Origin of the sequence: Dawidia cretensis (assembly GCF_018598175.1) — a bacterium.
GTDB classification, from domain to species: domain Bacteria; phylum Bacteroidota; class Bacteroidia; order Cytophagales; family Cyclobacteriaceae; genus Ohtaekwangia; species Ohtaekwangia cretensis.
Map to the genome: position 1 here is coordinate 176769 of NZ_JAHESE010000005.1, position 22479 is coordinate 199247.

Below are 22479 nucleotides of genomic sequence, written 5' to 3' on the forward strand. Positions count from 1 at the left end.
CATTTTTTTTACGAATACGGACATTTTTTACTTCGGATTGCTTAGAAAACAATGCCAGCAAAGGGGTGGGTACAATTTTTTCACTGGTTTTATGCGAAATTTTCCCCCTGGCCCATGCATAAACTAGCCGACATCTCCGACATCAAGCAGTACATGGTCGCCCATGAAGAAACGCTGGCCATCGCCGAAAGCGTTACCGCCGGACAACTGCAAGCTGCTATTTCGCTGGCTGACGGAGCCAGCCTTTTTTTTCAGGGTGGATTGACCGCCTACAACATCGGCCAGAAAGCCCGGCTGCTGCAGGTAGAGCCTATTCATGCGCTTGCGTGCAATTGTGTGTCCGACCGTGTGTCTGCCCAGATGGCGCGGCATGTCAGTACGCTGTTTTCGAGCGACTGGGGCATTGCCATCACGGGCTATGCGGCGCCCCTCCCGGAATGTGGCATTGAAGAAACCTTGTTTGCATTCTATGCCGTGGCCTATAACGGTGAGATTGTGTTGGAGAAAAAAATCGAAACGACGAAAGAAGGCATTTACAACGTGCAGCGCTACTATGTCGCGCAGATATTGGAAGACTTTGGCAACTACTTAAGTACACGCCGGCGCGATTGAAAAACTGCATTTTCGGGAGATTCATTTCATGCGTGAAACTTTTTCCTGGAAAAACGTATACGCCAGGAGTATGCCCACTCTTACTCTGCCTGTCTTGCGTGCTATAGCATGTATTCTGATTTATGCTACATGTTTATGTAGGCCGCATCGTGCATGCGCACAATCTGCTGCTGCAACGCAACTAGATAGCTTGCAACAAACACTGCAAGCACATCCCACCGCAGACACCACGCGTGCGACCATTCTGATCGCACTGACGCGCCAACTATACCGCGCCGGACAACACGACGAAGCATTACAGTACGCCGCCAAAGCGCGCATGATTTCGCGCGCCCTGCAGTATCCCAAAGGAGAAGGCAACGCCTGGGTCGCTTCCGGACATGCATACCTGCGCATGGGTGACTACGACAGTGCACTGGCACATTTTCACAAAGGACATGCGGCATTCACAGAAGCACACGAACTGGGACGATTGGCCGATACCTATCTTTACATCGGTCAGGCCTACGACTATCAGGCGCGCTACAAAGAAGCGCTGGAGCAATATCGTGCAGCCTTAAATGTGCTGGAAGAGCGCCCCCATGAAGACATGCAGGTGCGTGTGCTCAACAGCATCGGCATCACCTACTTCAACCGTGGTAGCTATGAGCTTGCGTTGGAGCACTACCTGCAGGCCATGAAGATCAGCGCGACGTTTCCGGATAAGCTTTACTACGCCACCATCGTAAATAATATCGGTGTGGTAAAAATGGCAACGACACAGTATGACGAAGCATTGCGATACTTCCGGTTATATCGCGTCGCAGCGCGCGCGCTGAAACACCCGCAGTCGGAAGCGGTGGCCTTGTTAAATATTGGCGAGGCCTGCATCGGAATGAAATTATATAAAGAAGCCAATCAATATTTGGATAGCGCCTTGACACGGTATGGCCAGATAGGTGACAAACGCGGCATGTCGTTCGCGGAAGCGAACCTTGGCGATTCCTACCGCAACATGGGGTGGTTCTTAAATGCCGAAACGTATTATAACGAATCTATCGGTATAGCCCGCGAGATACACAGCGACGAAGCCCTGGTAAAATCGTTGCTCGGCCTGACAGACTTGTATATACGCATGCAGCAACCGCGTCGTGCCGTTGCACCGCTGGCGGAGGTTCGGACAGCGGCCGAGCGGTCGGACGCCATGCCGTGGATGGAAAAAGTTTACTTGTATAGCTCGCGGTTGGATTCTGCCCGCGGCGACTACCGATCGGCCTACCAATGGTTTAAAAAATATTCACACTTAAACGATAGTCTGTTCAACGAACGCAAAAGCCAACAGGTCGTACAAATGCAAGAGCTCTATGAGAGTGAGAAAAAAGACAAAGAAATAACGCTGCTGAGTGAAGCAAAAAAGATGGAAGAGTTAAAGCTTTCATCCAATAAAACACTCCTGATCATATCCATTATATTTTTTGTGTTGTTAACCGGCCTGATCTTATACTGGGGATATATCAAGGCGCGTTATGCGCGGGAAGTGAGCGAGCAGCACGAACGTATATCGGAAGCGTATGAAGAGCTGAAGGTGCTGATGGACCGTGTGGAAGAACAAAACAAAATGCTGGCTACTAAAAACGAAGCGCTGGAAGAGCTGCACCGCGAGAAGGACGGCCTGATCAGCGTGGTGGCACATGATTTACGCAGCCCGTTGAACCGCATCGCCGGGCTGGCTACGCTGGTGGAATTGGGGCAATCCCTCGACACGGACGGAAAGGAACTGTTGGCCCTGATGCAAAAGGTTTGTGCGGAAGGCAACGGCCTCATTCGCGACCTGTTGGACATCAACCAATATGCACAGCAGGAAGCGTTGACATTGGCGCCGTTAAACCTCGGGCAATTTGTGGGCGCACTGGCCGCGCACTACACCGGCGCGCTGGAAAAGAAACAGCTTACCATGGTCGTGCGCAACGACCGCGATAGTGTCGTGCAGACGGACAGCCATTGTCTCAACCGCATACTCGACAATATTCTCACCAATGCCATCAAGTTTTCGCCTCCCGGCAAGCGCATCTTTATCGATACCGAATCTCAACCGACAGCGGTTACGATCCGCATTCGCGACGAAGGCCCCGGTTTTCATCCCGAAGACCTGACGCGTGTCTTTCGCAAATTTACGCGGCTGTCGGCGCGCCCGACCGGGGGAGAAAGCTCTACCGGCCTGGGGTTGTCCATCGTGAAATCCCTGGTGGAGAAACTGAGCGGCACCGTGAAGCTCGAAAGTGTCTGGGGGCACGGCGCTACCTTTGTCATTACACTGCCCCGTAACACCTGAATTATTTTCGCACTGCGTTAAACCCGGCGCCCCGGCTTTTGTCTAACTTGGGAATTCACCGTCGATCTCCTTGGAGGATAAAGAGCTTTTGGCAAAGATCCGGGACCCCGAGACCCGGAATTACGGATTTAACCTGTTGGTACGGGCGTATCAGCAGCGTGTCTACGGCCATATCCGGAAGATGGTCATCGATCACGACGATGCCGACGACCTGACTCAGGAAGTTTTTATCAAGATCCACAAGCACATCGACAGCTTTCGGGAAGATGCCCAGCTGTACACCTGGGTGTATCGCATCGCCACCAACGAATGCCTGAATTTCTTACGCAGCAAAAAGCGCAGATTCTTTTTGCCCATCGGCGACGTCACCGAAGAGCTTAGCCGCAAGCTCGACCAGCAGCCGAGCCTGTCCGGTGACGACGTTCAACGCCGCTTGCAAAAAGCCTTGCTCACGCTGCCCGACAAACAACGGTTGGTATTCAACATGAAATACTTTGAAGACCTGCCCTACGAAACGATCGCAGACATTACACAAACCAGCGTGGGAGCATTGAAGGCCAGCTACCACCACGCCGTGAAAAAAATAGAAGACTATCTTCGTAACGATATCAACACCGCCGACCACTAATGCTACCTGTATGAAACTGGAAGACATACCGAAAAAAGAGATCTTTACCGCCCCCGACGGCTACTTTGACAAGTTGCCCGGCGTGATTCAGGCGCGTGTGGCCAAACAATCCCGATTCACGCGACCCGCATGGCAATACAGCTTGCGTTACGCGTTGCCGGCGGTGGTGCTGGTAGCAGCCGGCATCCTGTGGTATACGCGGCAGACATCCGCGCAAGACATGCTCGCGGGCATCGCCACCGAAGAGCTCGTGCGCTACCTCGAAGAGTCCGAAGGCCTTTCCACGGACGAGCTACTCGACACTAACCTGCTGGATACGGACGATGTACAGGCCATCGAGCAAGAAGTCTACAACCTGGACCTCAACGACGATGTGCTCGATGCTTTAGAAGACAACCTCGACGACCTTAACAGTTTATAAGACATGAAAACGTTTATTTCCATCGCGCTGATTATACTGGCCATCCCGTTATACGCGCAGGATGACGACCTGCCGGAAGAAAGCAATCCCACGGTACGCGAACGGGTACAGGCTGCCCGCGTCGCCTATATCACCGACCAGCTTGCGCTGACGCCTACAGAAGCTGAGAAGTTCTGGCCCATCTACCGAGAGTTTACCGACAAGCGTAAAGCACTGCTCAAGGAGCTGCGCTATGCCCGGCGCCATCCCAACCCTAGTAAGAGCGCTGACCAAAATGAAAAAGACCTGGTGACCCTGGGCCTGGAGGTGAAGCAAAAAGAAGTAGACCTGGAACGGCAATATTCCGAGCAGCTGCTAAACGTTATTCCTGCGCAAAAGTTGCGGATGCTGCCGGAGGTCGAGCGCAAGTTTCGACTGCTGATCCTGAAGCAGATACAGGAGCGTCGCAGAGGGCGCGAAAAGAATTGACGTCGTTAAACCTTTTGCCCAGTCGGCGGTCTAAGTAGTATAAAACGGATCAATATGAAACGCAAGAATGGTTTTAAGGTACTGAGCCTGGTGACAGTCCTCTTGTGGGGCACCGGGACCTTGCAAGCACAGACCGCAGCACAGGATTCTACCGGTTTGCCCGGCGACAATTTCAGCCTGGAAGGCGCCCTGGAAATGTTCCAGAAAGCAGGCTCGCCGGAGGAATTCGAGAAGATGCTGAACTCCCAGGAAAACAATGTCAACAACCTGGACCTGAACGAAGACGGTGAAGCCGACTATATAAAAGTCATTGACAAACGCGATGGCGACGTACACGCCCTGATCCTGCAAGATGCTGTATCGGAAAATGAGGACCAGGATATTGCCGTGATCGAATTGGAAAAGACCGGCAACGATCAGGCCGTACTACAGATCATCGGTGACGAAGACATCTACGGCGAAGAACGCATCGTCGAACCCACTGACAATACCAACGCACAAAAACAGACCACCCGCGTGGTGGACGACGCCGCTCCGCGCACGCGTACGCACACGACCGTCGTGGTAAATGTATGGGCATGGCCCGCCGTGCGCTATATGTATGCCCCGCGCTATGTCGTCTGGGCATCTCCCTGGGCCTGGCACCGTCGCCCCATCTGGTGGCGCCCCTGGCGTCCGGTGCGCTATCATGCATTCTATACATACCGCCGACCCTATCGCCCCCGCTATGTGGTAGTACATACCCACCGCGTAGTACATGCCGCCCGGGTCTACCGCCCGGTGCGCACCACATCGGTAACCGTAACCACACGCCACCAGGCCTCGGTCACGCGCTATCGCGCTGACCGTACCTCGCAACGAAAAAGCGTTACGGTAACAAAAGGAAATAAACAGGTAAAAGCCACCCGGCGCACAACCACAGTCGAAGGCAAACGCGGCCGCGCAAAGACAACACGTACGACAACACGGGTGCGCCGGACGAGAGATTAGAAACGATAAAATAGACAACTCATCACAATTATTAATTCGGTAAATTGCGCGCGCAATAATAGGATCACTATGCTCGCCAACGCCCAACCCCGAAAAGTCGCCATTGTAGGCTACAACCGTATACCTTTCGCCCGTCAGAATACATTTTACACACAGGCTACGAACAAAGACATGATGGTCGCCGCCCTGAACGGTTTGATCGACCGCTATAAGCTGCAAGGCCTGCGCCTGGGCGAAGTCGCCGGCGGAGCCGTGATAAAAGACAGCCGCGATATAAACCTCATGCGCGAATGCGTCATGACCACATCGCTGGACCGCGCCACCCCTGCCTGCGACATCCAACAAGCCTGCGATACCGGCATCGAGTCGGCAGTATACATTGCCAACAAGATTGCCCTCGGGCAGATCGATGTAGGCATTGCCGGGGGGGTAGACTCTACCAGCAACGTGCCACTGCTCCTGAGCGAGAACCTGCGTCGTACCTTGCTGGCCGCACGCCGCGCAAAGACCACTGGCGAGCGCCTGCGTCAGTCCCTGAAGATTCGGATAAAAGACCTGTCGCCGGAAGCACCTCAGAACGTCGAGCCGCGCACAGGCCTCTCCATGGGTGGGCACACCGAGATTACTGCCAGGCACTACGGCATCTCACGCGAAGAGCAAGATCAATACTCCCTTGAAAGCCATCAGAAAATGGCGCGTGCATACGACCGTGGTTTCTTCAACGACATGATTACCCCCTATGCCGGGTTGAACCGCGACAACAACTTGCGCACCGATAGTAGCATGGAGAAGCTGGCCAGGCTCAAGCCCGCATTCGACAAAGTAAATGGCACACTCACCGCGGGCAATTCATCGCCGTTAACCGACGGCGCCTCCAGTATCCTGCTGGCCTCCGAGGAGTGGGCACAAGCACATGGGCTGCCTGTGTTAGCGTACTTTACACACGCCGAGCTGGCTGCGGTTGAATACCTCGACAATCGTCAGAACCTGTTGATGGCGCCCGTGCAAGCATCGGCGCGCATGCTCGCCAAGGCCGGCCTGACGTTGCAAGACTTTGACTTCTATGAAATACACGAAGCCTTTGCCGCGCAGGTACTCACGACATTGAAGATTTGGGAGAGTCCCGCGCTAAGCCGCCTGTTCGGGCAAGAGCCACTGGGCAGTATCGATCGCGGCAAACTGAACGTAACGGGTAGCAGCCTCGCGGCAGGCCACCCGTTCGCGGCTACGGGCGGACGTGTCATTGCTACGTTGGCCAAGTTGCTGCACGAAAAGGGGAGTGGCCGTGGATTTATCTCGGTATGTGCGGCAGGGGGTCAGGGCATTACAGCCATCTTGCAGCGATAAAGTTCTCTACGCTTTAAAGATTAACGTGTTGGCTTGCTCCAGCTCGTCGCGGCTAATGGTGTGGCCCATGTTGGGATATACTTTTACGGTGACCTGGGCATTTCGCTCGCGCAAGAGTGCCTCAGAAGCCTGCACACGCGTTACCGGTACGTGTGGGTCGGGATCGCTCGTCCCAATAAACACAGGCGTTCCGCCAAAGTCTCCATGATAGTTTTCATGATAAAGTTTATCACCGATCAGCCCGCCGGTAAAGGCCGCTACGCCGCCCCATCGTTGCGCATGCCGCGTGATAAATTCCAACGTCAGACACGCACCCTGCGAGAACCCGGTGAAGTATATATTTTCCGCGGCGATACCGGCGGCCGTGATGTCTTCTACAACGCTGCCGATTAGACTCAGCGCAGACGAAAGCCACGGCTCGTTGTCTGCAGGAGGCGCCAGAAAAGAATAGGGGTACCAGGTCTGTTGTGTTGCCTGGGGAGCCAGCAGCGCAAAATTCTGCACGTGTAGCAGCGGCGACAACGACAAAATATCACTGGCCGTGCCACCACGCCCGTGTAACAAGATCAGCGCTCGTTTGGCTTCCGCAAGCGGGAGGCCGGCGTATTGGATGTTTTTCTGATGCATGATGCAGGCTCAGGATTTTTTACCGTGCCAGTCCTGGTTCCACACGTCGGCATATTGTTCTGCGTGCCGCTTAAATTGAGCCAGCACATAGGGGCAAAGCGGCACCACTTTCAACTGGTGTTGGCGCGCATGCGCTACCATGGCGTCCAGCAACTTGCCGCCGGCACCTTGCCCTTTCAATTTGTCGGAGACTTCGGTGTGATACACCACCAGGTTTCCACCGGCAATGCCGATCTCCATCTCGCCCAGGCGCTCGTTGTTTTCTTCGATCACAAAAGCGCCCCGGCCGACATTATTTAATTTTAGCGTTACGTCGTTCATATGTTAAAGATATAGCTGTATTACAGATATATCAAGACAGCGCCGGCAGCGCCTTTTCGATGCGTGCACGGTCCGCCTCGTATTGCGCGGGTAGCTTCAGGCTGGTACCCAGCGCGTCTGGCGGCTCGTCAACAGCAAAGCCGGGATTGTCGGTGGCAATCTCAAAAAGCACACCGCCCGGCTCGCGGAAATAAAGTGAGAAGAAATAGTTACGATCGATCTTCGGTGTAATCTGTAACCCATGCTGAATAACTTTCTCTCGGTACTGCATCAGCACCTCTTCGTTTTGCACGCGGAAGGCCACGTGATGCACGGTACCTCCGGCATTGGTCGCGCCGGGAGCCTGCGGCGCGGCCAGCAGGTCCACGATGGAACTGTGCGAAATGGCATCGGTAGTATAGCGATAGCGATTCTCTTCCTGACCAGCAAGAGCGTAGCCAAAGATATCCGTCAATACACGGGCTGTGCCTTGGATGTCGCGCAGGGTCAATGTAATACTGTGAAAGCCACGTGTCGCCACTGCTGTTTGCACCTCCGGCGTTTGCCACGGCGTACGGGCATCGGGTTGTTGGGGAACGATCAGCGTAAGCGGCAGCCCATCGGGGTCCTCAAACGACAGGAAGGTTTCTCCAAACCGGGTACCGGTGCCGGTAACTTTTACCTGGTGCTCGCGAAAGCGCGCGGTCCAAAACTCCAGGCTCGTCGCAGGTACCGCATAGCCGATCTCCGTGGCCATACCCGTGCCAGCACGGCCGGCCGTAATTCCTTCCCACGGAAAAAAGGTCAGAATGGTACCGGGCGTACCGGCTTCATCGCCAAAGTAAAAGTGATAGGTGCCGGGGTCGTCAAAGTTTACGGTCTTCTTGACCATGCGCAGTCCCAGCACGCGCGTATAGAATTCATAGTTGCGTTTGGCCTGGCCGGCAATGGCCGTAATGTGATGAATGCCCAGTATCCTGTTTTCCATAGTGATGATCCAGCGGACGTTTGATGCCCGTTGAGGATGCAATATGTTCAAAAGCCGTCGGGCGTGCCATACCCGAATCCTGAATTATGCTGTATTTTTCCGCAGCGCGTGCGCAGAGGCTTCCAGCTCGGCCTGGTGCACCAACAATCGCTTCTTGTGTAAGAAGTGCGACTCGATCAACACCTCCTGGTAAAAGCTCGCGGCCGAGAAAAGCGTTTTTAGCGTCTTGTCGTTGTAAGCATCCTCTCCGAGATACACCAGGTTGTTGGCTTCATAGTACGCCAGGCTCTCCCGGCGTTCATTTGTCAGCGCGTCGTGAAACGTCGGATCCGTCAACATGTCTTTGATGGATAGCTTAAGCTGTGCTTCGATTATCCGCACGGCCTCCAGTTTCTGTAGAATGACTTCAAGCTGCCGCTCGTACTGCATAAAGCTCATGGCTTCCATCAACTCATGGTACGGCTTAAACAGGTTATCCAATCTGTCGTGCAGGGAAATGTACGTATCGTACAGATTTTTCAGCGCCTCCGTCTTTCCTTGCTGGGCGGCCAACGAAAAGAAATATACCTGTGACTGGTGGTCGACGTCGGTCAGAGCGGCCTTTAACGCGTTCAGGTTTTTCTCCAGCGTCTCGACGAGCGGCGCGATTTCCCAGAGCTTGTATTTCCTGCCATCGTAGTCAAACGTCTTTATCGTGTGCTCGCCTTTCGCCAGCGCACGAAGCGTATCGATATCGCGTTCCAGCGCCAGCGCCGTATACGCCATGTCCGATGCCGCGTCGGTAAAGATCGCGCGGGCATCTTGCGCCACGGCGACAGCAGGTGCTGCGATCTTTTCCTGGTCGAGCGCCGCCGTCGTACGATGATTATAAAAATTGTTGTATAGCGCAGGGAAGCAGTCGTCGCGATACTCCTGTGTGAACGTTTGTATAAACTTGTCTAAAGGCTCGACTTCCGTCTTTTCGGCGTTCGTCTTGTCGGAAAACAACGCACGGGTTATGTCTTCCTGCATGGCCTCCTGGTTGATGAACAGCGTCATGGCCGGTTCGCGATCGTCCTTTCGGACGGGAATGTTCAACGTCTCCAGTGCCAGGATGCGGTCCTCGGTAGCGGGGTGCGAAGCCCACTGGTCTTTGATCACCAGCTTCGACTTATTATACCGAGACGTATGTTCCTGTGTCACCACCGGTAATCCGTCTTGCAGCGGAAGATTGTTTTCCGCCGCCAGGAAGTTCATGACATACGACTGCTGCGGATAGAGGTTTGATGTGATGATATCCTGGCGGCTACGCGCCTGATAAAATCCAACCACCGTTTCATACGCCTGGTTGGCCAGGTCGAGGCGCGGCAGCGAGGTCATCAAGGGGCGCGATCCTGCTACATTCGCCGCTACTTCGTCGGCGTGAAACTCCATCTCGCGTGAAAGACCGAGGTAGCTCAGGTTGACGACCTCATACACCTTCCGCAAAATCGCCTGAACGCCTTGCAGCACCTTCACCGCCGCCGTTACGAAGATAGAAAAGTACCAGCTTAAGCCGCCCCACCGGTTGGCCAGGTTTTCATACGATGCATTGTCGTACAGCATATTGTAAATAACCTGGTTCACATTGTATACATAGCTGCCCACCTTCATGGAGCGCTGGGAGAAATGCCCGAACTCGTGCGCCAGGATCGCCCGGAACTCATTCACCGAAACCGTATTGACCAGCCCGATGCCGATGTGCAGGTTTTTCTTCACCGGCAGGAACATGCTCCAGAAACCGGAATCATAGAATACGGAGGCATTTACATCTGCCGAGAGATATACTTTCTTGGGGAACTTCGTGTGCACTTCGTCCACGATCTCACTAATGAACGCAAACAGCTGGGGCTGCTGCTCCGGCCGGATCTCCGTCAGGTGCGAACGATCTACGATGTGCCGTTTAAAAATGAACTTGAGCAGAAAGATCAAAATCAAAACCCCTGCGCCCGTCATGCCGAGTCCCAGGCCGATCGTCAGGACCGACGGTCTCAGGGCGACCAGCATGATGCCACCCCACCCTAAGAGAAAGGTAAGGCCCACAGCGGCCACCACGAGTAAAATATACACCAGGAGAAAGAGCAGGATGGAAAGCATAGCCCGTACGGCCATCTTTCTAAAGTTTCCGGATACGCGGACTTCAGTTTGCATGTATTGGTAAGGTTAGAACGTGTCTGTAAAAAACAGTGGTTGATGTTGGCAGTGAAGGTACTGCAAAAGACTAAAGCGTAAAAAAAAGGTGGCCGGCGGGAGCCAAAGTGGCCGTTACGTACTGTGCTGCTTTTGATGTGTTTCCAGCCAGAAAAACGTTGGATTCATCGAAATAATGAAAGAGTCACGCACAATTTTCCGGCTCTTCGAAAACGTTTGTGTTAAAAATTATTTAAACTTGTATAAAGTACCTTTTAAATGTCCGACCTAAGCCTACATACAGAGCAACAACTGTTGTCTGCCCTGCGCAACGGTAGCGAAGCGGCATACGAGGAAATATTCCGGCGTTTCTGGACGCCTTGTTATAATATTGCGCGCTCCAAAATACAGGCGCACGCCGAGGCCGAAGAGATTGTGCAAGCCATCTTTTTTGCGCTCTGGGAGAAACGCGCGACGTTGTATGTCACCAACCTCTGGTATTACCTGCAGACGTCCGTGCGCAACCGCGTCATTGACCACATCCGCCAGCAGATTACGCAACGAAAATATTGGGACTATTACAAAACATTCATTCCGTGGCAACGCACGGAAACGGAGGACACCGTCGAATACGATAATCTGCACGAAGCGTTAGAAGAAGCTGTCAGTCACCTACCTGAAAAATCCAGGGTGGTGTTCCGCCTAAACCGCCTGGAAGGCCGCTCCGTGGCAGAAATCGCAGGGCTGTTGCAACTCTCTGAAAAAGCCATTGAGTATCATCTCACCAAATCACTCAAGCAACTGCGGTATCGTCTTCGTGATTTTATTTTTCTGACGGCCATGCTCGCGTGTCTCTAACGCTTGTCAGGGCGCATACCAGATCTTTATGATAACGTTTGAAAAAAGTTGCCCATGCGTTTAGGGCATTTGGCGGGTCGTGCGTCTTAACGACATGACACCCGAAGCCTTCAAAGAAATCCTAACCCGGTATTGCCAGGGGCAGTGTACACCGCAAGAGGAGGCGCTGGTTCAAGAGTGGTATGACACCATCGATACCAGCAACCGCCAGGCACTACCCGAAGAACAACGCATTATACTGGAGGCCAAAGCGTGGTCGCAGCTCAGCGCCCGTGTACGCGATGGCCGACAACCACGCTTCCACCTGCTGTATAAGATTGCGGCGTGCCTCGCACTGTTTGTATTGGCGGCAGGGGGGTGGTACTATTTTACCCATACGCCGGATGCCCCCGTGGCCAGCATTACCGCCGATACGCTCCCGGCAGGATGGCGCGCCGAGTACAATCGCGGCCAGACACCCCGCATGATTCTCCTCACCGATGGCAGCCGCGTGATGCTGTATCCCGGCAGCACGTTGTGCTTCCCACAGACGTTCAACCGCGGCCGACGCGAAGTAACCCTAACGGGTGAAGGTTTCTTTGACGTACAACGGGATACGCTCAGTCCTTTTTTAGTATATACACAAGAAGTGACCACACGCGTATTAGGCACAAGCTTCACGATAAAGGCCTATGCAAATGCGCCAGAAATAACGGTGGCGGTAGCCACCGGCCGGGTGGCAGTATATAAACAAAAACCGGGTACCCCCCTCGATGCTGCCGCTGTCGTGCTCTCGCCCAACCAACAGGCAGTATACAATCGTCAGAATGATCGCGTAAAAAAAGCGCTGGTGGCGCATCCGCGCATCATTCCGGCCGCGTCGGCAAATCCTACCATGAGCTACGAAGCGGCATCCGTCACCAGTATATTTCAAGCGTTGGAAGAAAGCTATGGAGTCGATTTTGTTTACGATGAAACGACCGTCACCGGTTGTACCCTCACCACCACGCTGACCGATGAAGATCTGCACGCGCGCATACGCATTGTATGTGAAGCCATCGGCGCAACCTACACGGTACAAGATACCAGCATTGTGATTACGGGCACAGGCTGCCCGTAGCAGTGACAGAGAATAATAGCCCAAACAACTCCCCTAAATCCTGGAAGCCTATGATACACTAAACACTACCCCAGCAACAGAAATAAAAATAGGCCGGCGATGGTACCAGCATCACCGGCCGGTGTCGTGCCCTGCGAAATATCGCGGGGGGCACCAAGCTTTTGCCTTTGTACAACAAAAACAAAACAAGGTATGAATAAACCTACACCTATTCACTATGTACTGTTGTTCTTTATGAGAGTTACTATGTTACAGCTTTTTATTTCCGGGGCCACAGTCCTCGCAGCCTATGCACACGACGTGCATGGGCAGGAGGTGCTGGATCGCAAAATCACCCTGGAAGCTGATCGTGAAGAACTGCGCGACGTACTTGGCCGCATTGAAAAACAGGCCGATGTTAAGTTCACATATCGCCCCCGGCTCATCGAGTCCCACCGCCTGGTGTCCGTACGCATACAACACACCCGCCTGGGAGAAGTATTGACCGACCTGCTCGGCGAACGTGTCGACTGGACCGTCATTGGCCGCCAGATTGTACTCAAACCAATGCCCACGGGAGAGCTTGCCGCCGATGACTATATACCCGGTAAAACCATCGCCCCCGCCGACATCAGCGGTCGCGTAACCGACGACGCCGGGGGTGCGCTGCCCGGTGTGAATGTGCTGATAAAAGGAACATCTGCGGGCACGACCACCGACATCGACGGCAAGTATACGCTTTCTGTTACCGACGCCGGCGCCGTCCTGGTCTTTACCTTTATTGGCTATAAAACGCAGGAGATTCCCGTCAACGATCGCTCTGTGATCGACGTTGTGCTGGCGGCTGATGTGCAATCGCTGCAAGAGATCGTCGTGGTGGGCTATGGCGAGCAGAAAAAAGAAACGGTTACCGGTTCCGTTGTCACGGTACGTGGCGCCGACCTCGTCAAGTCGCCTTCGGTCAATCTGTCCAACTCCCTGGCCGGACGCATGCCCGGCGTGGTGGCCGTTAACCGCAGTGGCGAGCCCGGCGCCGATGGCTCCAGCATTCGCATTCGCGGCTCGAACACTCTGGGCAGCAACGACGCCCTGATTGTAATCGACGGTATACCCGCCCGTTCCGGTGGTCTCGAACGTCTTAACCCCGCCGACATCGAATCGATCTCGGTCCTGAAAGATGCTTCCGCGGCCATCTATGGCTCCCGGGCCGCCAACGGCGTAATTCTCATTACCACCAAGCGCGGCAAGACCGGCAAGCCCGAATTGATGTATAGTTTTAACCAGGGCTGGTCACAACCCACCACGGTACCGCGGCTGGCCGACGCTGTACAATTTTCCGAGATGCGCAATGAGCTGGAGATCTTTAACCTGCCCACCGGCGAGTGGAACGCGGCCAACCAGGCTTTTAAAGAAACCGGCAGCTATACCCGTCCCAATGGCACCGTACTCGATGCTCCCTATACACCCGAAGACTTCGAGCTTTTCCGCAGTGGCGCCGACCCCTGGGGTCACCCCAACACCGACTGGTATGACGCGACACTCAAGAACTGGTCGCCGCAGTCGCGACACAGCCTGCAGCTAAGCGGTGGTACGGACAACGTGAAATACATGGCCTCCCTCGGCTATCAAAATCAGGATGCCTATTACCGCAACGCTGCCACCGGCTACAAGCAATACGACCTGCGCATAAACCTAGACGCCAACATCAACAAATATGTCAAGACAACCCTGGGCATCATGGGCCGCCAGGAAAATCGTTTTTATCCTACGCGCACTGCCGCCGCCATCTTCCGCATGCAAATGCGCGGCATCCCGACAGAGCCTGCCTTCTGGCCCAACGGCATGCCTGGGCCCGATATCGAATACGGTGAGAACCCGGTCGTGATCACGACTAATCAAACCGGCTATGACCGCGATACACGCTATTACGTGCAGACCAACGGCGGCGTGGAGATCACCGTGCCCTGGGTCAAAGGGTTGAAGTTTACCGGCACTGCCTCGGTCGATAAATATGTAAAGCGTACAAAGAAATGGGAGATACCGTGGTTCCTCTATACGTGGGACAAAGTAACGTTTGAAGCCGACGGCGTAACGCCCAAGCTATCCCGCGGCCAACGTGGTCCCTCCGAGCCGCGGCTCACCATGGGCGACGAAGACCAGCTCAATGTACTGCTGGGTGGCATCGTTACCTATGAGCGCGCCTTTGGCGATCACGCCTTTACCGTGCTGGCGGGTACAAACCGCGAGACCGTGGAGAACAATAGCTTTAATGCTTACCGTCGTTTCTTCATTTCCACGGCCGTCGACCAAATGGTGGCTGGTGGTAACCCCGAAAAGAACAATGGCGGTGGTGCCTGGGAGCGTGCGCGTCTGAACTACTTTGGTCGCGTAGCCTACAACTACAAAGAAAAATACCTGGCCGAATTCCTCTGGCGCTACGACGGATCATATATGTTTCCCGAAGGCAAACGCTACGGATTTTTCCCCGGCATCATGGCGGGCTGGCAAATCTCGGAAGAAGAGTTTTGGAAGACCAATGTGCCGATCATGAACTACCTCAAACTGCGCGCCTCGTGGGGACAGTTGGGGAACGACCAGATCTACTTCGATCTCAATGCCAACGGCATCATCGATCCGGAAGAGCTGCAGGAGTATCAATACATGTCCACCAACGCCTTCCGCAGCTACATTGTAGGCGGGCAAGAGGTCGGCACGATCTACGAAGCCCGTGTGCCCAATCCGTTGGTGACGTGGGAAGTAGCCAACAACTACGACCTCGGCCTGGAAGGACAGTTTCTACAGGGCAAGATCAGCTTTGAAGCCGACATCTTTCTGAACAAACGCAGCAACATCTTGTGGCGCAAGAACGCCTCTGTGCCTCAGACGACCGGCATGACCCTGCCGGCCGAGAACATCGGTGAAGTAAGCAACCGCGGGTGGGAGCTACAAATCGGCTACCACGGACAGGTCGGCGAGCTGCAATACAACGTGAGTGTCAATGGCGGCTATGCCAAGAACCGCATCGATTACTGGGACGAAGCCCCCGGCTCTCCCGCCTGGCAACGCACCACCGGCAAACCCATGTATACCTACCAGGCCTACATCTACGACGGCGTGTTTGCAACCCAGGCAGACATCGATGCCAATGAGCTGGACTATAGCGCTATTACCAACACCCTACGCCCCGGTGACATGCGGTACAAGGACTACGACGGCGACGGTCGCATTACGCCCGACGACAGAGTGCGTAACGAGAAGACCAATATACCCACATTCCAGGGCGGCTTGAACATGTCAGCCAAGTACAGAAACTTCGACTTGTCCATCCTGTTCCAGGGCGCCACCGGCGCGCAGGTATACATCAGCACCGGCGAGTCGGGCAGTATTGGCAACTATTTGTTGGACGTGTACCGCAATCGCTGGACGATCGACAATCCCAGTAGCGAGCACCCGCGCATCGCCGACCGCAGCAATCAATACTACTCCAACGACAACACCTATTGGCTGCGCAACACAGACTATCTGCGACTCAAGAACATCGAGCTGGGTTACACCATACCGTCTACATTGGGTCAACGCGCCGGCATCAACTCCCTGCGGTTCTACGTCAACGCACTCAACCTGTTTACCATCGACAAGCTCAAAGTGCTTGATCCTGAATCGACCGGCGGTCTGGGACAATACTATCCGCAGGCGAGAATTCTCAACATGGGCCTAACCGTAGTTTTTTAATCACGCAAAACATGTATACCATGAAAAGCATACAAAAGAAAACAGGGCTGATGATCGTTTTACTGATCAGTCTGCTGGCGTGTAACGACGATTTCCTGAACACGCAACCGTTGAACGAAGTGTTGACCGAACGTGTGTGGAAGGATGCCAGCCTGGCCCAGGCATTTGTGACGGATATATATAACGGCCTGGGCAATGGCGGCTTTGATGAGCAGATGTTGGCATCGCTTACCGACGAGTCGATCTTTACCCACCCCGGCCGTGGTATCAATACCATCACCGAGTCGCGCTCCAACCCGGCCGACAATGGCTGGATCAACAACACGCTGAACTGGACACAGATGTACCAGCGCATTCGTGCCTGCAACCTGGCCCTGGAGAACCTGGCCGCACCGCAGTTCGAGAACACCGCGGGCATTGAAGCCGGGCGGCTGCTGGGTGAAGCACACTTCATGCGCGCCTATTTTTATCAGCAACTGCTGCGCTACTACGGGGGCATACCGCTGATCGATCGTTCGTACATGTTGGGTGAAGCCGACTATACCGTAGGCCGAAACACCTACGAAGAATGCGTTAATTTTATCGTCGCCGACTGCGATGCCGCCGCGGAACTGCTGCAAGGCAAAAACATGGCCAACGGTCGTGCCAGCTATGCCGCCGCGCTGGCGCTCAAGTCGCGCGTATTGCTGTACGCCGCCAGCGACCTGCACGATATTCCCACCGCGGCCGCGAAGTCTGACGTCATTGCAGACGCCAAACAACCGGCGGCGCTGGGGTATACCTCCGGCAACCGCGCAGAGCGTTGGCAAAAAGCACGCGACGCCGCCAAAGCTGTACTCGACATCGGTGGCCTGGGCTATGAAGTGGCGCTTACCGCACCTGTTACACCCGAGCAAGGCACTGCCAACCACAGCAACGCTGCCCTGGCACGCAACGGCGGCGAGCGCGAGCTGATCTTCGCCCGTTATTTCATCAATGCCAAAGACGAGGGTGGCGCCTGGGTAGGTCGTAACAATGGACCCAACGGCTATCACAACTGGGCTGGCAACACACCGATACAAAACCTGGTCGACGACTTTGAAATGATTGACGGCACCGCCTTTGATTGGAACAATCCGACACACGCCGGCGCTCCCTATGCGGATCGCGACCCCCGTTTCTATGCTACCGTATTATACGACGGCGCGGGCTGGAAACCACGCACAGCCGACGTTGCCGCCAAAGATCCCTACAACGAGATCCAGACGGGGCAATATCAAATTACCACTGCCTCTGGTGTTGTAACAACCTACTTCGGACTGGACACACGCCAGAGCTCTGTGGAAGATTGGAACGGCTCACGCACGGGCTACTACATGCGCAAGTTTATCGATTCCGATCCGGCCGTGGTAGACCAGAACACCCGTCAACAAATACCCTGGCCCGTGCTGCGCTTCACGGAAGCAATCCTGAATTATGTGGAGGCCTGCATCGAGCTGGGTGAAGACGACGAAGCCCGACCCTGGTTGAGCAAAGTCCGCTTCCGTGCCGGTATGCCGGAAGTCACCGAAAGCGGCCAGGCACTGAAAGAACGATATCGCAATGAGCGCCGCGTAGAAATGGCCTATGAAGAACAACGCTTCCACGATGCCCGCCGGTGGATGATTGCCTCGGAGACCATCGGACAGAAGGCTGTGCGCATGAATATCACTGCCACGCTCAAGCCCGGCAAAGACGTGAAGACATACCGCTACGATCCGGACAACTACAATTACGTATACGAGCCGCAGGATATAGATCCAGGTATTGAGAACCGGTTGTGGCTGGACAAGATGTATTTCCTTCCCATCCACCGCGATGAGATCAACCGCAACAACAAACTGGTTCAGAATCCCGGTTACGACATTACCGATGTGCCATAGAGGTTAGCAACCCACCGTTTAAAGAGCGCTACGCCGGGGCTCCAATCCGTGTAGCGCTCTTACTTTATGCGCTTGCTGGAATTCTAAAGAAATCCAGTTTATTTGCACACCATGAAGAAAGTACAAATCGACGGACTGGGCCTCTGGCAATTCGACCAACTAGGAGCCGAAGCGGGCGTAAAACATTTTGTAAGCGATCGTGGACCCTATGGAGGCGAAAAGGAATTCACCCTAAGCTACTCCAGCTCCCCCGACCGCGAAGAAATCCGACAGAACCGCCATCGCATAGCCTCCGCGCTTGGCATTACCGGCAGTCGATTGTTCTTTCCATCACAAGTACACAAAACGCGTATCGTACAGGTTGCAGAAGACACCCCTGTAGAAGAGCTGATGGAAACCGACGCGCTCATTACCAACAAGCGGGGCATTGGTCTGGCCGTGATGTCGGCCGACTGCGTGCCGATCATTCTATATGACGAAAAGAACCAAGCCGTCGGCGCGATACACTCCGGCTGGCGCGGCACCGTGGCGCGCATCCTGGAAAAGACACTACACGAAATGCAACGTGTCTATGGTACCCAAGGCGCAGACGTCATCGCAGGCATCGGGCCTTCTGTTTGCCAGGACTCCTACGAAGTAGGCGAAGAGGTTGTACAAGCCGTGGACCAGGCCTTTGGCAAAGACCAGGGACTGATGATACCACAACCCGAAGGTAAAGCCAAACTGGATTTGTGGAAGGCCAATGCGTTGCAGCTCCTGGCATTCGGCGTGCCCACTACACGAATCGAAGTGTCGAACCTGTGCACCGTAAAAAACAATAACTACTTCTTCTCCGCCCGTCGGCAGGATTCCGGCCGCTTCGCGGCGGGAATTGTGTTAGCGTAAAGTTCATAAAACTTTTTCGCCGACCCTTACATCGTATAGATAGTCACGTACTATACTAAACTCCTAACGGCTTTACTCTATGAAAAGTGCATCTTCATGCTCATGGCATGCTATTGGCCTATATTTACGCAGGCACAAACAACACCCAACAAGACGGGATATATCGATATCAATTATATCCTAACGCGACTATCCGAAGTAAAAACTGCCGAGGCTGAACTGTCATCTCTGCAACAACAGTACACCAAACAACTGGAAGCAAAAGCACAAGTACTAAAAGCCAGGCAACAAGAGTATGTGGCGTCTGAAAGGACACTCACAGAGCCTATGCGACGAATTGCCCAGCAAGACATCCTGCTACTGGAGAACACCCTGCAAAAGTTTCAGGAAGATGCCGTCGCAGCACTGCAACAAAAGAAGACATTACTCATGAGACCGGTGCTAACCAAAATACACCAGGCCGTAGAGACCGTCTCGCGTAAAGAAGGTTTTAGTATGGTATTAATGCAATCGGAAAATGTATTGTATGGTGACAGCGCACTGGACATTACGCTTCCCGTACTGGCCACACTGGGCGTGGCGTTATCAAATGCTGAGAAGCAACAATACGGACAACCTCGCAACAACCTCTACAGCTGGCTCGGAATAAACGAGCACCTACTGCCGATCAGGCAATAGTAAAGAATCCCGCTTTCGAACATTATTTCCCGCCAGTGGACAGATGCTGGCGACAAAGATCAAAAAGGGTGCTTTTACAGCTTGTTTTGAAAGTTGTACTTTGGCAAGGGAAATGTATAGCCTTTGCCTGTCATGATCAGAAACTACTTTCGCATCGCTCTCCGTGCCTTCCTGCGCAACGGCGTTTATTCCTTTATCAATGTCGCGGGCCTTTCGGTGGGCATCGCGTGCAGCATTCTCATTCTCCTTTGGGTGCACGACGAAGTCACCTTCGATCGTTTCTTCCCCAAGTATGAGCAACTGCACCGGGTGCAATCGCATACCGTCACCGATCAGGGCATCACCACAAACGTAGAGACCTCTATGCCGATGCGCGAGCACCTGCTGGCGGCCGACAGTCGTATCAAACGCTACGCCATTACCGTGGGGCAATATGGATTGCTGTCCGTCGATCATAAAAAGATCAATAAAGTAGGCTATGACGTAAGCGAGTCCTTCCTCGAAATGTTTGACTTCCAGATGCTGTCCGGCGACCCCAAGACCGCCCTCGACGATCCGCGCTCCATCGTGCTGACAAAGTCTACAGCCATAGCGTTATTTGGTGACGAAGATCCCATCGGCAAAACCGTACAAGTTAAACTGGAGAATAAAGACGACCTGAAAGTAACCGGCGTCATTGCCGATCCACCCACAAACCTTTCTCTATCGTTCGACTTCCTGTTGCCTTTCTCATACTTCGAGGCCACCTCGGTGTGGATCGGCTACGCCCGCAACAACTGGAACAACACTGCCTTCCAGACCTTCGTGGAGCTGCAACCCGGCGTGTCCGCTGCCGACGTGAGCAGTACCATCCGCGACATCGTTAAAAAGAACAACCCCGCGTCGCGCGACGTATCGCTCTTTCTGCATCCCATGTCCCGCTGGCATCTGTATGGCCATTTTGAAAATGGCCAGGAAGCCGGCGGCATGATCGACTACGTTACCCTGTTCGCCGGCATTGCCATCTTTATACTCATCATGGCGTGCATCAACTTCATGAACCTGGCCACGGCCCGCTCGGAACACCGCGCCCGCGAGGTCGGCATTCGCAAGAGCGTAGGCTCCAGCCGCAAGCAATTGATAGCACAGTTCATGGGTGAATCAATCTTCATGGTGGTAATCGCCTTCGCGTTGTCCATGATCATCGTGCAAGTGGTATTGCCGTTCTACAACATGCTGATTGGAAAACACCTCGCGGTAGATTTCACCTCGCCACTCTTCTGGACCTTTTCCTTAAGCCTCATTCTCATCACCGGCATACTGGCCGGCAGCTACCCGGCGTTTTATTTGTCTTCCTTCCGGCCATCCAGCATTCTCAGAGGCACCGCCGGTGCAGCCGGTAAAGGCGCCACACCGCGTCGCATGCTGGTAAGTGTACAATTCGCATTCTCCATCTTGTTAATCATCGGCACCGTCGCCGTGCACCAGCAGATACATTATTTACAAAGCCGCGAGCCGGGCTACGACCGTGAAAACCTGCTCATGATCACCAGCACGAGCGACATCGAAAAGAACTACCAAACACTAAAACGCGAGCTGCTGCAAACTGGCGCTGCCGTGTCCGTCTGCAAATCCAACAGCCCCATTACACGCATCTTTGCAACGAGCGAGATCGAAAACTGGACAGGCAAGCGCCCCGGCCAGCACATCGAGGCCACCAACATCGCGACGGAATACGACTACACGCGCACCATGGGCATACACATACTCGAGGGCCGCGACTTCTCCGAAGACTTCAAAAGCGACACCACCGCCATCATCATCAACCAGGCCACAGTAGAAGCACTTGGCCTGCGCGACCCCGTGGGCGACAAACTACAGATGTGGGGACAAACCTGGAACATCATCGGTGTCATGGACAATGTACTGATGGGCTCCGAAGCACATCACATCGGCCCGCTTGTCATGAGCTTCGACCCCAGCTGGTCCAGTACCATCAGCGTGCGTCTGCCGCAGGGCGACAACCTGCCGGCTATCGTCACACAGGTAGGCGAGGTATTTAAAAAATACAACCCCGATTATCCCTTCGAATACAAATTCGCCGACGCCGACTTTGCCGCCAAGTTCCAGACCATGAACATGATCAGCGACCTGGCCCGGGCCTTTACCGTGCTGGCTATCTTCATTACCGCCCTGGGACTCTTCGGCATGGCGGCCTTCACTGCCGAGCGGCGCGCCAAAGAGATCGGCATTCGCAAAGTCATGGGCGCATCCGTGGCAAGCGTCGTGCTATTGCTCACGCGCGAGTTCTCGCGTCTGGTGGTGTGGGCATTTGTGCTGGCGGCCCCCCTTGCCTGGTGGGGCGTACATCAGTTTCTGGAACGGTACCCCGTTCGTATCGGCATGCCCTGGTGGATCTTCCCGGTAGCGGGCGTGACGGCGTTACTGATTACCGTCATCATCGTCAGCGCGCAAGCCATCCGCGCGGCTGTACGAAACCCCGTGGACACCCTACGGCGCGATTAGAA

At 54.3% G+C, this 22479-nt stretch carries 18 protein-coding genes; 14 read left to right on the plus strand and 4 right to left on the minus strand.

Going from position 1 to position 22479, the window contains the following annotated elements:
- Positions 1-114 precede the first annotated feature (114 nt).
- The 7 genes from KK062_RS08170 to KK062_RS08200 all read left to right on the plus strand — a co-directional run bounded on the left by KK062_RS08170 (position 115) and on the right by KK062_RS08200 (position 6777).
- On the plus strand, positions 115-612 hold the full coding sequence (locus KK062_RS08170; protein ID WP_254083784.1) for a CinA family protein: 498 nt from the start codon (positions 115-117) through the stop codon (positions 610-612).
- 190 nt (positions 613-802) lie between these two features.
- Positions 803-2923: a tetratricopeptide repeat-containing sensor histidine kinase gene (locus KK062_RS08175; protein WP_254083785.1), complete on the plus strand. Its 2121-nt coding sequence runs from the start codon at positions 803-805 to the stop codon at positions 2921-2923.
- A gap of 70 nt (positions 2924-2993) precedes the next feature.
- Entirely contained in the window at positions 2994-3551 is a 558-nt protein-coding gene (locus KK062_RS08180) for an RNA polymerase sigma factor (protein ID WP_254083786.1), read from the plus strand.
- Between the two features lie 10 nt (positions 3552-3561).
- A complete protein-coding gene (locus KK062_RS08185; protein WP_254083787.1) occupies positions 3562-3972 on the plus strand; it encodes a hypothetical protein in 411 nt (136 codons plus the stop codon).
- Positions 3973-3975: 3 nt separating this feature from the next.
- Entirely contained in the window at positions 3976-4440 is a 465-nt protein-coding gene (locus KK062_RS08190) for a hypothetical protein (RefSeq protein ID WP_254083788.1), read from the plus strand.
- 54 nt (positions 4441-4494) lie between these two features.
- A complete protein-coding gene (locus KK062_RS08195) occupies positions 4495-5430 on the plus strand; it encodes a hypothetical protein (RefSeq protein WP_254083789.1) in 936 nt (311 codons plus the stop codon).
- 69 nt (positions 5431-5499) lie between these two features.
- Positions 5500-6777 carry an acetyl-CoA C-acetyltransferase gene (locus KK062_RS08200; protein ID WP_254083790.1) on the plus strand — a complete coding sequence of 426 codons (1278 nt, stop codon included), beginning with the start codon at positions 5500-5502 and terminating at the stop codon, positions 6775-6777.
- Positions 6778-6783: 6 nt separating this feature from the next.
- On the opposite strand, the gene KK062_RS08205 is transcribed toward KK062_RS08200, so the two are convergent.
- The 4 genes from KK062_RS08205 to KK062_RS08220 all read right to left on the minus strand — a co-directional run bounded on the left by KK062_RS08205 (position 6784) and on the right by KK062_RS08220 (position 10861).
- Complete coding sequence (locus tag KK062_RS08205) at positions 6784-7404, minus strand: alpha/beta hydrolase (protein WP_254083791.1); 621 nt, start codon at positions 7402-7404, stop codon at positions 6784-6786.
- 9 nt (positions 7405-7413) lie between these two features.
- Positions 7414-7725, minus strand: coding sequence for a GNAT family N-acetyltransferase (locus tag KK062_RS08210; RefSeq protein WP_254083792.1), 312 nt, complete (start codon positions 7723-7725; stop codon positions 7414-7416).
- A 31-nt stretch (positions 7726-7756) separates the two neighbouring features.
- The gene (locus tag KK062_RS08215; RefSeq protein ID WP_254083793.1) at positions 7757-8692 is read right to left on the minus strand and encodes a ring-cleaving dioxygenase; all 936 of its coding nucleotides are present in this window, start codon (positions 8690-8692) and stop codon (positions 7757-7759) included.
- 84 nt (positions 8693-8776) lie between these two features.
- Positions 8777-10861 carry a M48 family metallopeptidase gene (locus KK062_RS08220; protein ID WP_254083794.1) on the minus strand — a complete coding sequence of 695 codons (2085 nt, stop codon included), beginning with the start codon at positions 10859-10861 and terminating at the stop codon, positions 8777-8779.
- A gap of 258 nt (positions 10862-11119) precedes the next feature.
- On the opposite strand from KK062_RS08220, the gene KK062_RS08225 reads away from it, so the two are divergent.
- The 7 genes from KK062_RS08225 (at position 11120) to KK062_RS08255 (ending at position 22477) form a co-directional block, all read left to right on the plus strand.
- On the plus strand, positions 11120-11698 hold the full coding sequence (locus tag KK062_RS08225) for an RNA polymerase sigma factor (protein ID WP_254083795.1): 579 nt from the start codon (positions 11120-11122) through the stop codon (positions 11696-11698).
- A 94-nt stretch (positions 11699-11792) separates the two neighbouring features.
- Positions 11793-12797 (plus strand): FecR family protein, encoded by a 1005-nt coding sequence (locus tag KK062_RS08230; protein WP_254083796.1) that lies wholly within the window; start codon positions 11793-11795, stop codon positions 12795-12797.
- A 546-nt stretch (positions 12798-13343) separates the two neighbouring features.
- Positions 13344-16508, plus strand: coding sequence for a SusC/RagA family TonB-linked outer membrane protein (locus KK062_RS08235; protein ID WP_438835850.1), 3165 nt, complete (start codon positions 13344-13346; stop codon positions 16506-16508).
- Between the two features lie 20 nt (positions 16509-16528).
- Complete coding sequence (locus KK062_RS08240; RefSeq protein WP_254083798.1) at positions 16529-18409, plus strand: RagB/SusD family nutrient uptake outer membrane protein; 1881 nt, start codon at positions 16529-16531, stop codon at positions 18407-18409.
- Between the two features lie 111 nt (positions 18410-18520).
- A complete protein-coding gene (gene pgeF / locus KK062_RS08245) occupies positions 18521-19294 on the plus strand; it encodes a peptidoglycan editing factor PgeF (RefSeq protein WP_254083799.1) in 774 nt (257 codons plus the stop codon).
- 102 nt (positions 19295-19396) lie between these two features.
- Complete coding sequence (locus KK062_RS08250; RefSeq protein WP_254083800.1) at positions 19397-19972, plus strand: OmpH/Skp family outer membrane protein; 576 nt, start codon at positions 19397-19399, stop codon at positions 19970-19972.
- A gap of 132 nt (positions 19973-20104) precedes the next feature.
- Positions 20105-22477, plus strand: coding sequence for an ABC transporter permease (locus tag KK062_RS08255; protein WP_254083801.1), 2373 nt, complete (start codon positions 20105-20107; stop codon positions 22475-22477).
- Positions 22478-22479 lie beyond the last annotated feature (2 nt).

Bases quoted from the DNA above. Each gene is read 5' to 3' on its own strand.
- KK062_RS08170 (WP_254083784.1), top strand. From the start codon at position 115: ATGCATAAACTAGCCGACATCTCCGACATCAAGCAGTACATGGTCGCC.
- KK062_RS08185 (WP_254083787.1), top strand. From the start codon at position 3,562: ATGAAACTGGAAGACATACCGAAAAAAGAGATCTTTACCGCCCCCGAC.
- KK062_RS08190 (WP_254083788.1), top strand. From the start codon at position 3,976: ATGAAAACGTTTATTTCCATCGCGCTGATTATACTGGCCATCCCGTTA.
- KK062_RS08195 (WP_254083789.1), top strand. From the start codon at position 4,495: ATGAAACGCAAGAATGGTTTTAAGGTACTGAGCCTGGTGACAGTCCTC.
- KK062_RS08200 (WP_254083790.1), top strand. From the start codon at position 5,500: ATGCTCGCCAACGCCCAACCCCGAAAAGTCGCCATTGTAGGCTACAAC.
- KK062_RS08205 (WP_254083791.1), bottom strand. From the start codon at position 7,404: ATGCATCAGAAAAACATCCAATACGCCGGCCTCCCGCTTGCGGAAGCC.
- KK062_RS08210 (WP_254083792.1), bottom strand. From the start codon at position 7,725: ATGAACGACGTAACGCTAAAATTAAATAATGTCGGCCGGGGCGCTTTT.
- KK062_RS08215 (WP_254083793.1), bottom strand. From the start codon at position 8,692: ATGGAAAACAGGATACTGGGCATTCATCACATTACGGCCATTGCCGGC.
- KK062_RS08220 (WP_254083794.1), bottom strand. From the start codon at position 10,861: ATGCAAACTGAAGTCCGCGTATCCGGAAACTTTAGAAAGATGGCCGTA.
- KK062_RS08225 (WP_254083795.1), top strand. From the start codon at position 11,120: ATGTCCGACCTAAGCCTACATACAGAGCAACAACTGTTGTCTGCCCTG.
- KK062_RS08230 (WP_254083796.1), top strand. From the start codon at position 11,793: ATGACACCCGAAGCCTTCAAAGAAATCCTAACCCGGTATTGCCAGGGG.
- KK062_RS08235 (WP_438835850.1), top strand. From the start codon at position 13,344: ATGCCCACGGGAGAGCTTGCCGCCGATGACTATATACCCGGTAAAACC.
- KK062_RS08240 (WP_254083798.1), top strand. From the start codon at position 16,529: ATGAAAAGCATACAAAAGAAAACAGGGCTGATGATCGTTTTACTGATC.
- pgeF (WP_254083799.1), top strand. From the start codon at position 18,521: ATGAAGAAAGTACAAATCGACGGACTGGGCCTCTGGCAATTCGACCAA.
- KK062_RS08250 (WP_254083800.1), top strand. From the start codon at position 19,397: ATGGCATGCTATTGGCCTATATTTACGCAGGCACAAACAACACCCAAC.
- KK062_RS08255 (WP_254083801.1), top strand. From the start codon at position 20,105: ATGATCAGAAACTACTTTCGCATCGCTCTCCGTGCCTTCCTGCGCAAC.